At 67.4% G+C, this 11,786-nt stretch carries 16 protein-coding genes and 2 tRNA genes; 10 read left to right on the top strand and 8 right to left on the bottom strand.

What is annotated here, in order from left to right:
* Positions 1 to 243 precede the first annotated feature (243 nt).
* The 7 genes from EPN29_01520 to EPN29_01550 form a co-directional block, all read right to left on the bottom strand.
* Positions 244 to 546, bottom strand: coding sequence for a hypothetical protein (locus EPN29_01520; protein ID TAN34745.1), 303 nt, complete (start codon positions 544 to 546; stop codon positions 244 to 246).
* Between the two features lie 114 nt (positions 547 to 660).
* Positions 661 to 993 carry a hypothetical protein gene (locus EPN29_01525; GenBank protein TAN34746.1) on the bottom strand — a complete coding sequence of 111 codons (333 nt, stop codon included), beginning with the start codon at positions 991 to 993 and terminating at the stop codon, positions 661 to 663.
* Complete coding sequence (locus EPN29_01530; GenBank protein ID TAN34747.1) at positions 944 to 1,648, bottom strand: DedA family protein; 705 nt, start codon at positions 1,646 to 1,648, stop codon at positions 944 to 946. Before EPN29_01530 ends, EPN29_01525 begins: the two co-directional genes overlap by 50 nt.
* A gap of 64 nt (positions 1,649 to 1,712) precedes the next feature.
* Entirely contained in the window at positions 1,713 to 2,411 is a 699-nt protein-coding gene (gene lipB / locus EPN29_01535; protein ID TAN34748.1) for a lipoyl(octanoyl) transferase LipB, read from the bottom strand.
* Positions 2,365 to 3,258, bottom strand: coding sequence for a lipoyl synthase (gene lipA, locus EPN29_01540; GenBank protein ID TAN34749.1), 894 nt, complete (start codon positions 3,256 to 3,258; stop codon positions 2,365 to 2,367). The genes lipB and lipA overlap by 47 nt, the downstream gene beginning before the upstream one ends.
* Positions 3,255 to 4,535, bottom strand: a complete 1,281-nt coding sequence (locus EPN29_01545) for a 2-oxo acid dehydrogenase subunit E2 (GenBank protein ID TAN34750.1) — start codon at positions 4,533 to 4,535, stop codon at positions 3,255 to 3,257. The genes lipA and EPN29_01545 overlap by 4 nt, the downstream gene beginning before the upstream one ends.
* A 27-nt stretch (positions 4,536 to 4,562) precedes the next feature.
* Positions 4,563 to 4,636, bottom strand: a tRNA-Cys gene (locus tag EPN29_01550).
* On the opposite strand from EPN29_01550, the gene EPN29_01555 reads away from it, so the two are divergent.
* The gene (locus tag EPN29_01555; GenBank protein ID TAN34822.1) at positions 4,592 to 5,173 is read left to right on the top strand and encodes a flavin reductase; all 582 of its coding nucleotides are present in this window, start codon (positions 4,592 to 4,594) and stop codon (positions 5,171 to 5,173) included. The two genes, EPN29_01550 and EPN29_01555, sit on opposite strands and share 45 nt — an antisense overlap.
* Here EPN29_01555 and EPN29_01560 read toward each other — a convergent pair.
* Positions 5,170 to 5,526, bottom strand: coding sequence for a metallopeptidase family protein (locus EPN29_01560; protein ID TAN34751.1), 357 nt, complete (start codon positions 5,524 to 5,526; stop codon positions 5,170 to 5,172). The genes EPN29_01555 and EPN29_01560 overlap by 4 nt on opposite strands.
* On the opposite strand from EPN29_01560, the gene EPN29_01565 reads away from it, so the two are divergent.
* The 9 genes from EPN29_01565 (at position 5,471) to EPN29_01605 (ending at position 11,783) form a co-directional block, all read left to right on the top strand.
* Complete coding sequence (locus EPN29_01565; protein ID TAN34752.1) at positions 5,471 to 6,343, top strand: 3-hydroxyacyl-CoA dehydrogenase family protein; 873 nt, start codon at positions 5,471 to 5,473, stop codon at positions 6,341 to 6,343. The two genes, EPN29_01560 and EPN29_01565, sit on opposite strands and share 56 nt — an antisense overlap.
* 26 nt (positions 6,344 to 6,369) lie before the next feature.
* Positions 6,370 to 6,442: transfer RNA gene (locus EPN29_01570), tRNA-Leu, on the top strand.
* A gap of 182 nt (positions 6,443 to 6,624) precedes the next feature.
* Entirely contained in the window at positions 6,625 to 6,813 is a 189-nt protein-coding gene (locus EPN29_01575) for a hypothetical protein (protein ID TAN34823.1), read from the top strand.
* A 62-nt stretch (positions 6,814 to 6,875) separates the two neighbouring features.
* Positions 6,876 to 7,532, top strand: coding sequence for a response regulator transcription factor (locus tag EPN29_01580; GenBank protein ID TAN34753.1), 657 nt, complete (start codon positions 6,876 to 6,878; stop codon positions 7,530 to 7,532).
* The gene (locus tag EPN29_01585; protein TAN34754.1) at positions 7,529 to 8,356 is read left to right on the top strand and encodes a glutamate racemase; all 828 of its coding nucleotides are present in this window, start codon (positions 7,529 to 7,531) and stop codon (positions 8,354 to 8,356) included. Before EPN29_01580 ends, EPN29_01585 begins: the two co-directional genes overlap by 4 nt.
* 92 nt (positions 8,357 to 8,448) lie before the next feature.
* On the top strand, positions 8,449 to 9,315 hold the full coding sequence (locus EPN29_01590; protein TAN34755.1) for a polyprenyl synthetase family protein: 867 nt from the start codon (positions 8,449 to 8,451) through the stop codon (positions 9,313 to 9,315).
* 32 nt (positions 9,316 to 9,347) lie between these two features.
* Positions 9,348 to 10,778: a hypothetical protein gene (locus tag EPN29_01595; protein TAN34756.1), complete on the top strand. Its 1,431-nt coding sequence runs from the start codon at positions 9,348 to 9,350 to the stop codon at positions 10,776 to 10,778.
* Positions 10,642 to 11,481 (top strand): peptidylprolyl isomerase, encoded by an 840-nt coding sequence (locus EPN29_01600; protein ID TAN34757.1) that lies wholly within the window; start codon positions 10,642 to 10,644, stop codon positions 11,479 to 11,481. Before EPN29_01595 ends, EPN29_01600 begins: the two co-directional genes overlap by 137 nt.
* A gap of 44 nt (positions 11,482 to 11,525) precedes the next feature.
* Entirely contained in the window at positions 11,526 to 11,783 is a 258-nt protein-coding gene (locus EPN29_01605) for a twin-arginine translocase TatA/TatE family subunit (protein TAN34758.1), read from the top strand.
* Positions 11,784 to 11,786 lie beyond the last annotated feature (3 nt).

The raw sequence follows: 11,786 nt of genomic DNA on the forward strand, positions 1-11,786 counted from the left end.
TGCCTGACGACCGGCCAGCCCACGTTAACAACGAGCTCCCTCGCACCAAAGAAAGTCGGGCCGTTCCCACCAAGCCCCATTTTCATTGCTGTCGGTTCACCCCGCGGGTGGCGTGTCGTTTACAGGCAGGGTTGTGCGCCGGTTTTTTGAACTCTAAGGTGAGCGGCGGTGTGCCGGTGGGGGAGGGCCGGCCTGGAGGAGGGAGGGCCCTCCCCAGGTGTGGGCGGCCCGGCTCGGTCGGGGTTAGGGGCCGACCCTGGGGGTCGCGGGGGGCTTGCCCGGCAGCCGGCGCCACTGCCGCGGCCCGACGCCGTTGTTCGGGTTCCCGGGTACGAACTCCACCGCCGTGGGCTTGACCATGCAGTTGTCCTTCCGCACGACGCTTCGCTCGCCGCCCTCGTGGTGCTCGATCACAACCGTCCTCTCCAGCACGGCGCGCACGCGCACCTCCTTGCCATCGACGATCGCATTAAAGCCACCGCTGATCTCTTGGTTGGGTGGAGGGACGATGCTGGCCAGCGAAACGAGATCAACGATCTTGCTCATGTGGTGGCTTCCTCGGGCTAGGCGGCGGTCGTCCGCCGCAGAATTAAAGCGCCGATTCTATTCGACAGCAGCAGATTTTACCAGAAGGCTCTCAGCAGACCTGAAGCTCACGCTCTAGGCCGCCGAGCTGTGTTCCTGCATCCGCAGCTGGCGAGCGGCCTCACGCCCTCGGCGCGCCGCTTCCTTGCTCGCCAGGTGGCGGACGCGAAGTTGGCTTGGGTCGACCATCAGGCGCCGGCGGTTGACCAAGACCTTGGGCTCGCCCGGAGCGGGTTCGACCACGGCGGTTCGCTCGAGTACCGCGGTCACCCAGACGCGCCGTCCGTCAACCTCAGCCTCGAAGTCGGGGAGGATCTCGTCGTCTTCGTCCAGCGAGACGCTGTCCAGGCAGACGAGTTCAGTGCTGCTGTTCGACGGGCTGTCGAGGTCTTTGCGGTTTGAATCCATGTTCATATGCCAGATACCCGATGGTGAGAAGAATCAAACCCAGCGCCAGCCAGGGGATCAGATGAGCCGGGAAAAGGTGAAAAAGCTCCCGGACGCGGGGCCCCAGCCGCCGTCCCAGCTCGAGGAAGATCGCGGCCCAGATCGACGCGGATATGAGTACGCACGGTACGAAAACCTTGTACGGGACCCCGAGTATTCCAGACAGGGCCGACAAAACGATCCGCATGCCTGGGATGTGGCGCCCGATGATGATCGTCCAGGGGCCCCAACGCCTGAACGTGCGCTCCGCCAGCGCGAGTTTTTCGTCCGTCACCCCGATGTACCGGCCGAATCGCTGAATGAACGGGCGGCCGTACCGGCGGCTGATGGTCAGGTTGCATGTGCTGCCCAGGACCGCGGCGCAGATGACCGCCAGATAGGCCATCGGATAGGAGATGGCGCCGGTGGTCGTCAGGTAGCCCCCGTACGCGATGGCGGCGTCGCCGGGCGCGGGGAGCGGCACGCCGATCTCCTCACTGAAGATGACGAAGAAGAGGCCGCCCATCTGGTGCTGCATGACGAAGACCCGCAACGCATGGGTCAGGGGCTCCAACCATTCAGGCTCTTGCAGCCAGCCGGGCAGGTTGTCGGAAAGAAAGGCAGCTAGCGCCAGCATGGGTAGTGCGCCTTCGTCGGCCCGAGGGGATTATAGGTGTTGAGTCCTTCGGCTCCCTGGGGGACTACGCGAGGGCTGCCAGAACCTCCTGGCCGGCGCTCCACTCCGCCTCTGCCCCGAAGACACGTTCAAAGTGCCTGGTGTAGTCCCGCGCCGCGGTCTCGGGGTCGATGCGCCGCCCGCTGATCGCTTCCACCGACGTCGGGCGTTTCTCGACGTGTCCGCAGGGAATGATCCCGTCGAAGTACGTCAGGTCGGTCGTGAGGTTGAGTGCGAAGCCGTGGCTGACGATGGAACGGTTCAGCTTGACGCCGATGGCCGCCACCTTCTCGCCTTTTGACCACACGCCGGTCAGGCCCGGTTCGCCGGGTTGCGATTCGATGCCCAGCTCGTCCAGGTAGTCGATGAGCGAGCGTTCGAGCTTTTCGAGATACATCGGGATGGTCATGCCGAAATGGGTCAGGTCGAGGATGGGATATCCCACCAGCTGGCCGGGACCGTGATAGGTGGCCTCGCCACCGCGGTCCGACCAGATGACGTCCACCTGTCGCTTGGTCCGCTCGCCCTCATCCCACAGCAGGTGATCAGCGCTGGCGGCCTTGCCCATGGTGAAGACGTGCGGGTGCTCCAGCAGCAGCAGGGTGTCGGGAGCGCGGCCGTCGCGCCGGGCGGCAACGAGCTCCGCCTGGACGTCCCACGCCTCCCGGTACGGGGTTCTACCCAGCCAGCAGGTTCTTACGCGCTGGGACTTGTTCATCGGCATGGTAGGAGGAGCGGACCAGCGGGCCGGCCTCGACGTGGCCGAAACCCATTTCGAGCGCCTGCTCTTTCAGGCGCACGAATTCTTCCGGCCGGTAGTAGCGGACGACCTCGGCATGTTTGCTCGACGGTCGCAGGTACTGACCGACCGTGAGCACGTCGATGTCGTGGGCCCGCATGTTGCGGAACACTTCGAGCAGCTCGTCTTCGGTTTCGCCCAGCCCGACCATCAGGCCCGATTTGCTCACCATGTGCGGCGCCAGCGTCTTGACGTGGCGCAGGAGCGCGAGGCTGTTGGCGTAAACCGCCTTGGGTCGGATCCGTGAATAGAGTCGCGGGACGGTCTCGGTGTTGTGATTGAAGATGTCCGGCCCGGCCTCGACCACGGTGCGCACGGCCTCGAAGTCGCCCTGAAAGTCCGGCGTCAGAACCTCGATCGTCGTGCCGGGGCTGCGGCGGTGGATGGCCCGAATGGTGCGCGCGAAGATGCCCGCGCCCCCGTCCTTCAGGTCATCTCTGTCGACCGAGGTGATGACGGCGTGCTTGAGGCCGAGCTCGGCCACCGACTCGGCCACCCTCAGCGGTTCACCCAGGTCGAGCTCGGTCGGCCTGCCTGAGGTCACGGCGCAGAATCGGCACGCGCGAGTGCACACGTCTCCAAGGATCATGAAAGTCGCCGTGCGGCGGCTCCAGCAATCGAAGATGTTGGGACAGCGCGCCTCCTCGCACACCGTGTGCAGCCGGCTGCCGCGGACGATCTTCTTGAGGTCCTTGAAGTTCTCGCCCTCGGTGACCCGCACGCGGATCCACGAGGGGATCGATGCCGGTCGCAGTGGCTCCGTTGTGCTCACAAGCGGATGCTACCGGGAGTCCATTCCTCGAGTCGCTTTTTGATCGCGCCGAGGAACTGACCCGCCATCATGCCGTCGATTATTCGATGGTCGAAGCTGAGGCACATGTTCATCATGTGACGAACCGCGATTCCGTCGCCGACGACCACCGGGCGCTTGACGATCGACTCCGTGGTCAGGATCGCCGCCTGCGGCTGGTTGATGATCGGCTGGCTGGCAATCGAGCCGGTCGCGCCGGTGTTGTTCAGCGTGAAGGTGCCACCTTGCACGTCCTCCGGCTTGAGCTGCTTGCCGCGCGCCCGCTCGATGAGATCGCTCAGCGACCTGACCAGGTCGGTGAAGCCCCGCTGGTCGGCATCTCTCAGCACCGGCACGATGAGACCGTCGGGGATCGAGACCGCGATACCCATGTTGATGTAGCGCTTCAGGATCACGCCCTCATCGCTCCAGGTCGAGTTGAGCCAGGGGAACTGTTGGATGGCGTCACCAACGATCTGGACCACAAAGGGCAGGTAGGTGAGCGACACGCCGTGCCGGGCCTTGAAGCTCTCCTTCTCGACCTCTCGGTAACGGACCAGCGTGCTCACATCGACCTCCTGGAGGGTCCAGGCGTGAGGTGACGTGGCGAGGCTTCTCACCATGTGCTCTGCGATCGAGCGGCGCATGACGCTGAGCTTGACGAGCTCCTCTCGAGTGCCGTCGACACGCGCGGGGTGTGCGACCGGGCCCGGAGCAGGCTGCGCCGGAGCGGCGGCGGTGGGAGGCGCGGCGGTTGCCTGGCTCCCGGCCGTTGCCGCCAGGACGTCGTCGCGAGTGATGCGGCCGCCCATCCCGGTGCCGCGCAGGGCGGCGGCGTCGATGCCGTGCTCGGCCGCAAGCTTGCGCACGGCCGGCGAGAGGCGAGGGCGGTCATGGCCGCCATCCGCTGCCGCCGCCGGCGCCTCGACGCCAACCGAGCCGGGCGCCGGCCCGCTCGCGGCGACGGCCGGAACCTCTGGGGAAGCGACCCCGGGCTCGGTCGTCTTCGGAGCCGTGCCCGGCACCTCGATCTGGGCGATGACCGCGCCGACCCGCACCGTCTCGCCTTCAGTGACGGCGATCTTCACCAGCTTGCCTTCAAACGGGGAGGGGATCTCAGCGTTCACCTTGTCCGTCACGACCTCGACCAGGGGCTCGTCGCGCCTGACGAAGTCGCCCTCGTGCTTGAGCCATTTGTCGACCGTGCCCTCGGTGACCGATTCACCGAGCTGGGGCATCTTGATCTGGGCCAAGCCCATGCTGGCTCCTCCTTAGATGGTCGAGTATGGAGGCGACGCCCAGAATCGAACTGGGGATGGAGGTTTTGCAGACCTCTGCCTTGCCACTTGGCTACGTCGCCGCTATTTCGACGACGATTCTACCGTCGCCCCTGCTCAGCTTCGCGGTTAGGCTGTGGAAGCACGTGCCAGCGCAGGAATTCCGCGACGTCATGGCGCGCCTCGCCTCCGGGGTCGTGGTCGTGAGCGCCCGCGTCGGGAACGGCTACCGGGGGCTCACGGCCAGCAGCCTGGTCTCAATCTCGACCGAGCCGCCGATGGTGCTGGTCGGCCTCGAGCGCGAGGCGGCGACGCGAGCGGCCGTGGTCGAGGGGAAGGCGTTCAACGTGAGCGTCCTGACGCGATCACAGGAGTTCATCGCCGACCGCTTCGCCGGGCGGGCGCCGGCGATCGACACCCGGTGGCAGGGCGTGCCACACCGCTTGGGCGCCAACGGCATACCGCTCATCGAGGGCTGCGCCGCGTGGCTCGAATGCAGGCTCGTACAGGTCCATGCCGCCGGCGACCACGAGATCTGCGTCGGCGAGATCGAAGCCGCCATCAGGGGCTCGGGCGATCCGCTCATCCTGTGGGACCGCTCGTTCTGGACCCTCCGCTAGTAGGGGAGGTCGTCCTCCTCCATCCCGAAGTGATGGCCGACCTCGTGAAGGATCGTCCGCCGCACCTCCGCGACCAGGTCCTCCATCGATCGGGCCGCCTCCTCGTGCGAGCGCTTGTACAGGGTGATCCGCTCCGGCATCCCCTCACCGGCCGCGAGCGCTGTCGCCCCCTCGTACAGACCCATGAGGCCGTCGGGCGAGCTCTCCTCGAGGATGAAGACGGTGTTCTCGAGGTAGGGCCCGAAGGTTTCGGGGATCGAGTCCACGGCCGCCTGCGCGGCGGCCTCGAATTGCTTCATGCTCACCCGCATGCATGAATTGAAGCGTGTGCTGGTCGTCGGCGCCGGGACCATGGGATCCCAGATCGCACTGCAAACCGCGCTCGCGGGTCGTTACGAAGTCACGCTCGTCGACGCGGTGCCTGGTCAGCTGGAGCGCGCGCGCGCGCAGAACCGCCGCCTGCTCAGCCGATCGGTCGAGAAGGGACGGATCAATGAGGCCAAGGCGGCCGATGCTCTCGCGAGTATCCGAGACTCGAGCGACCTCAGCTCCGCCGCCGCTGCCGCGGATCTGGTCATCGAAGCCGTGATCGAGGACTTCGACGCGAAGAAAGGCGTGTTCGAAGCGCTGGGAGCGCACGCCAAGAAGGACGCGATCCTCGCCAGCAACTCGAGCACCATCGCCATCAGCCGGCTCGCCGGCTTCACCGGCCGGCCCGAGCTGTGCTGCAACATGCACTTCTTCCACCCGGTCACCGTCATGCAGCTCTGCGAGGTCGTTCGCGGGCCCAAGACCGCGGACTCCGCCATCGAGGCGGCGATGGAATTCGTCCGCAGCATCGATCGCACCCCGGTGCTGCTGCAGAAGGAGATCTGGGGCTTCATCGTCAACCGCATCCTGTTCGCCGCCTCCGAGGAGGCCCTTCGTCTTCTGGAAGGTGGCTACGCCAGCGCCGAGGACATCGACGTCGCCGTGCAGAAGGGCTTGAACTGGCCTATGGGTCCCTTCCACCTTCTCGACTTCAGCGGCCTCGACATCTTCTATGGGGCGATGAAGGACCGGCACCGCCAGGGCGAGGGCGCCGACGCGCCGGCGCTACTGACCAAGCTGGTCGAAGCCGGCCACCTCGGCCGCAAGACCGGCAAAGGCTTTTTCGAGTACCCGAAGTAACCGCCCGCCGGGGCAGAATTGGTGTTGCCCCCGTAGCCCAATGGCAGAGGCAGCCGGCTTAAACCCGGTCCAGCGCGGGTTCGACCCCCGCCGGGGGTACGCCGTGGACCTTCGGCCTACAATCGACGGCAATGGGCATCCACTCCGAAGAAGAACCCGACGACCCGGACGAGCCCGACGAGCCCGAGCAGCCCGGTCATCCTGGCGATGGCGCCGCGACCGCGCCCGGCCTGGTGCCCTCCGTGGGCCTGCCGGCCCGCGAGTGGGAGTACTCGACCCAGATTCTGACCGTGGCCCAGGTTGTCGATGGCGTCACGCTGGTCAAGCTCCTGAGGGAATCCGGCGCCGATGGCTGGGAGCTCGCCGACGTGCTCGACGGGGGGGATAAGCGCGTTCTCCTGATGAGGAGACCGAAGCGCTCAGCACGTGAGTCGCGGCGGGTAGGGTTCGCGCCTCCGACACACAACTGACCGCTGGGCCCGCCCGTCGAAGGCGGCGGATCCTGCTGATCGAGGACGACGCGCCGATCAGGATGCTGGTCGCCGAGGTGTGCCGGCTGCAGGGCCACGACGTGTTGGAGGCCGCCACCGGTGCCCAGGGCATCGAGCTGGCGACGAGCGCCCGGCCCGACCTGGTGCTCATCGACTGGGTGCTCCCCGACATCAGCGGCACGGAGGTGATCCGCGAGCTGCGCCGCCAGGACCTCCTCAGTCCGATGGTCATGCTCACCGGCCGCTCCGCCAAGATGGACGAGGTGGTCGGTCTGGAGGTCGGCGCCGACGACTACATCACCAAGCCGTTCGACTCACGCATCCTTGCGGCGCGGATCAACGCGCACCTGAGGCGGTCGGCGCTCACGGAGACGGGAGGCACCAGGGAGGGTGTGCTCACGATCGGCCCTCTCCACATCGACAACGCGGCGCGGCGTGTGAAGATCGGCGAGGAGGAGATATCGCTGACGATGACCGAGTTCAACCTGCTCGCCGTGCTCGCCGCCAATCCGGAGCGCGTCCTCACCCGTGCACAGCTGCGCGACAAGGTCTGGGGTTATCCATACGACCTGGACGACCACTCGGTCGACCCCCATGTGCAGCGTCTGCGCCGCAAGCTGACGGAGCGTGCGCATGCGGGCGTGAGCCTGGAGGCCGTTCCGGGCCTGGGTTACCGTCTCTCGGTCAAATCCGTTTGAACCTCGGATACATGGGCGACCAGCGTCCGATCGGGATCTTCGACTCCGGCGTGGGCGGTCTCACGGTGCTCAAGGAAATCCGCGAGCGGCTGCCGCTCGAGCCGACGATCTACATCGCCGATCTGCTGCACTTCCCGTACGGCCCGCGCTACCAGGAGGAGGTGCGCGGCTTCGCCGTCGACATCATCCGTTACCTCGAATCGCGTGACGTCAAGCTGGTCGTCATCGCGTGCAACACGGCCACAGCCGCCGCGCTCAACCACGCGCGTGAGCTCTTCGAGCTGCCGATCATCGGAGTCATCAGCCCGGGCGCCCAGGCCGCGGTCGAGGCGACGAAGAACAACCGCATCGGAGTCATCTCCACCGAGGGCACCATGCGCAGCCAGGAATACCTGCATGCCATCAAGGAGCTGGATCCGATGGTGGGCGTGTACCAGAAGGCCTGCCCGGAGCTGGTGGAGATCGTGGAGGCGGGTCAAGCCGACTCGCCGCGGGCCGAGACGGTGCTGCGCCGGGACCTGGCCGACATCGTCCAGCTCGGCGCCGACACCCTGGTCCTCGGCTGTACCCATTACCCGCTTTTGAAACCCGCCATCGGCCGGCTCTACCCCGGCTGCTTCGAGATGGTCGACTCGGCGACGACGACGGCGGCCAAGGTCGAGCGACACCTCGAGCACTCGCGCCTGCGCGCTGACGGCGATGTGCCGCGCCATGAGGTTCTGGTCACCGCCGTGCCTCAGCGGTTCGACGAGATCGCGGCCAACCTCTTCGGTGAAGCGATCGAGGCGGAGGAGGTGAGAATCTGGCAGGAGTCGACGACGTAGGCCTGTTCGGCCCGGTTGCGACCGACCTCGCGAAGGTCGACGCGACCCTCCGCCGCGCCATCCTCGCCGATCCAGACGTCGTCGCCACCCCCATGGCCGACCTGTTCGATGCCGGGGGCAAGCGGATCCGGCCGGCGCTGGTGCTGCTGTCGGCCGGGGTCGGGAGGTACGACCTGGAGAGGCTGACCCCGGCGGCGATGGCGGTTGAGCTGACGCACGCCGCGACTCTCGTCCACGACGACGTCATCGACCGGGCCGCCGTGCGCCGGGGCCGTCCCACGGTGGCGGCTCGGTTGGGCGACGAGGCGGCCATCGTGGTCGGCGACTACTACTTCGCCAAGGCGTACGAGCAGGCGGCCCACACCGACTCGCCTGAGGTCGTCGCGATCCTGGCGCGGACGGTGATGGACATCTGCGCGGGTGAGGTGCGCCAGCAGGCGATCCGCTACCGCTACAGCACCGGCGTGGACGAATACATGCGGCGCATCGAGGCCAAGACCGCGACCCTGCTCTCGGCGTGCTGTGAGATCGGCGCTCTGCTCGGCGGGCTGGGCGGCGTCGAACGCTCGGCGCTACGCGCGTACGGCCGTCTCCTCGGCATGGCGTTTCAGATCGCCGATGACGTCCTCGATTACACCGGCAGCGAGGATGAGATCGGCAAGCCGATCGGCCACGACATCGCGGAGGGCTTTGCCACGCTGCCGCTGATGCTGGCGATCGAGGAGCCGTCCGCCGCCGGCTGGCCTCGGCAGACACTCGAGGACGGACGGCAGCTGAGCAGCGAGCAGGCGCGTGAGCTGGTTGAGCTGGTGCGTGGCAGTCACGGTCCGCGACGGGCCATCGAACGCGCCCGCGCTCATGCCGCCGAGGCGCGCGACCAGCTGGGCGCGCTGCCGGCCGGAGCAGCGCGCGAAGCGCTGGCGGCGGTGGCCGATTACGTTGTCTCGCGAAAGCTCTAACCTGTCTAGCGGGCGATGACCAGGGTGGAGGCGTGAGCAGAGTCAGGCTCGTCGGTGTCGGACCGGGACACCCAGGCCTGACCACTGTGCAGGCGGTCGAGGCGATCAAGGAAGCCGACGTCATCCGCAACTGCGACGGCTGTGGCGCGGGCCTGCTGCACCTGGCGCCGGCGAACGCGGACATCGCGCCGTTCGAGTCGATCGATGAGGTGGTGAAGCTAGCGCGCGCCGGAAGGAGCGTGACCGTCCTGTTCCCCGGCAACCCCTATGCCTTCTCCAACGGCAGCGAGTTCGCCGAGCGGCTGGAGCGGGCGGGCGTGGACTTCGAGGCCGTGCCCGGTCTCATCGTCGAGCTCGCGGCGCCGGTGATGAGCGGGATTCCCCTCACCGTCGAAGGTTTGTCGGCCTCGATCGGCTTCGGGATCGTCAAGGGCGGCGACACCGTGGTGCTCCGGCTCGCCTCGGGTTGGTGGGAGTCCGGGATCACCGCGCTCCTCACCAATGGCCGGAGTCCCCAGACGCCTTCCGCGCTCATCCTCAATCCGGGCCAGCCCGGACAGCACCGCGTCAGCGCACCGCTGGGTGAGCTGGCCAGAAAGGCGACCACGTATGGGCTGCGCGGCGATGCCCTCCTGGTGCTGGGACCGGGAGTGGACATGGCCGAGCGGCTGGACACCATGTCGAAGCGGCCGCTGCACGGCCGGCGCCTGCTGATCACGCGCGCGCGGCACCAGGTCGACCCGTTCCGTCGCGAGCTGGTCGATCTCGGCGCCTACGTGGTCGAGATCCCAACCATCGAGATCATGCCCATGCCGACGGACGATCGGGTGCGCAAGGCGATCGCGCGCCTTGACGGCACGGCGCTGGTCATCTTCGCCTCCGCGAACGCCGTCCACATCTTCTTCCAGATGCTGCTGACGACGGGCGCGGACGCGCGCGCGCTGCATGCCTCGAAGCTCTGCGCCATCGGCCAGGAGACGGCCGAATCGCTCGAGACACATGGGCTGCGGCCGGAGCTCGTGACCTCGGAGTACACGGCCGAAGGGCTGGCCAAGGCGCTGGAAGGCTGGGAGATGGAAGGCATGCGGGTGCTCGTGCCGCGAGCGGAGATCGCGCGCGACGCCCTACCCGCGCTGCTTGCCAACCGTGGCGCCGAAGTCGAGATCCTTCCCGTCTATCGCGCGATGTGCCCGCCGGCGGCGGGCGCCTCGCTGCTGCGCCTGTTCAATGCCGAGGGCGTCGACGTGATCACCTTCACGAGCTCTTCGACGGTCGCGAACTTCGTCCGCGCTTTCCCGGAGGATCGCCTGCCGGCTGTGCTCGGTGATGCGGAGATCGCCTGCATGGGCCCCGTCACCGCCGACACGGCGCGCAAGCTCGGACTGCGGGTTGCCATCGTGGCGCGCGAGTACACGACGCACGGCCTCGTCCAGGCGATCGCGGAATCCGCGGCGAGGAAGTGAGCCGGTGAGCAATGCCAAGGCGGCGGCACGGCGCGTCGCGCCGGCGGCCGATGAGGAGGCCGCCGTGCCCGAGGCGTGGCAGCGCCGGCCCTGGGTGCCGCTTTTGATCATGGGCGCGCTGGTGGCGGCGGTCCTCGGCTCGGGCCTGCTGATCAATCGGGCCCTTGAACCGCAGGTGCCGGCCGAGCTGGCGGCATGCGCGACATCGACTCAAATCGCACCCCACCAGTTCATCGGCCCCCAACCGATGTGCATCTCGGCGACCCGCAAATACCACGCCGTGGTCAACACCACGCTGGGCACGATCGTGATCCAGCTGCACCCGGAGATCGCGCCGGTGACGGTCAACAACTTCATCGTGCTCGCGATCCACGGCTACTACGACGGCCTCGACTTCTGGAAGAGCGAGGACTGGGTCGTGCAGGGCGGCGACCCCAACGGCGATGGGACCGGAGGTCCCGGCTACACCCTGCCCGAGGAGCCCAACACGACCCCGGACTGGGACCTGGGCGCGGTCGGCATGGCGCGGGTGCCTGGGGGCGCGATCAACGGCAGCCAGTTCTTCATCGAGAAGGCGCCGTGGCCGGACACCGGCCCGACGGCCGTCTACAACCGGTTTGGCACTGTGATCTCGGGCCTGGACAAAGCCCAGCAGCTGAGCGCGACGGACCACATCACCTCGATCGCCATCAAAGTCTCCTGACCGGGCCTCGGCGCCTCACCGGCTGGGGCCTATAATCGGCGCAAATGCCTATTCATCCCCTGTGGATCGTCGCCATCCTCGTCATCGTGCTGATCATCTTTGGTCCGGGCCGCCTGCCCGAGCTGGGAGGCGCGGTGGGCAAGGCCATGCGCGAATTCCGCAAGGCGACTTCGGAGCTGACCAACGAGGTGACGTCTTCGGTGCACGCCACGCCCGCGCCGGCCCCGCCGCCGCCGCCCGCTCCCGCCGCCGACACCACCCCCGCGAAGGGCTCGGACTCAACCTCCTCGACCAACAGCTGAGGC

The sequence above is a fragment of the bacterium genome (assembly GCA_004299235.1).
Classification (GTDB): domain Bacteria; phylum Chloroflexota; class Dormibacteria; order Dormibacterales; family Dormibacteraceae; genus SCQL01.

Excerpts from the sequence above, each read along its gene's own strand:
- EPN29_01520 (TAN34745.1), bottom strand. The coding sequence starts at position 546 with ATGAGCAAGATCGTTGATCTCGTTTCGCTGGCCAGCATCGTCCCTCCA.
- EPN29_01525 (TAN34746.1), bottom strand. The coding sequence starts at position 993 with ATGGATTCAAACCGCAAAGACCTCGACAGCCCGTCGAACAGCAGCACT.
- EPN29_01530 (TAN34747.1), bottom strand. The coding sequence starts at position 1,648 with ATGCTGGCGCTAGCTGCCTTTCTTTCCGACAACCTGCCCGGCTGGCTG.
- lipB (TAN34748.1), bottom strand. The coding sequence starts at position 2,411 with ATGCCGATGAACAAGTCCCAGCGCGTAAGAACCTGCTGGCTGGGTAGA.
- EPN29_01545 (TAN34750.1), bottom strand. The coding sequence starts at position 4,535 with ATGGGCTTGGCCCAGATCAAGATGCCCCAGCTCGGTGAATCGGTCACC.
- EPN29_01555 (TAN34822.1), top strand. The coding sequence starts at position 4,592 with ATGGAGGTTTTGCAGACCTCTGCCTTGCCACTTGGCTACGTCGCCGCT.
- EPN29_01565 (TAN34752.1), top strand. The coding sequence starts at position 5,471 with ATGCTCACCCGCATGCATGAATTGAAGCGTGTGCTGGTCGTCGGCGCC.
- EPN29_01560 (TAN34751.1), bottom strand. The coding sequence starts at position 5,526 with ATGGTCCCGGCGCCGACGACCAGCACACGCTTCAATTCATGCATGCGG.
- EPN29_01580 (TAN34753.1), top strand. The coding sequence starts at position 6,876 with ATGCTGGTCGCCGAGGTGTGCCGGCTGCAGGGCCACGACGTGTTGGAG.
- EPN29_01590 (TAN34755.1), top strand. The coding sequence starts at position 8,449 with ATGGCCGACCTGTTCGATGCCGGGGGCAAGCGGATCCGGCCGGCGCTG.
- EPN29_01600 (TAN34757.1), top strand. The coding sequence starts at position 10,642 with ATGCGGAGATCGCCTGCATGGGCCCCGTCACCGCCGACACGGCGCGCA.
- EPN29_01605 (TAN34758.1), top strand. The coding sequence starts at position 11,526 with ATGCCTATTCATCCCCTGTGGATCGTCGCCATCCTCGTCATCGTGCTG.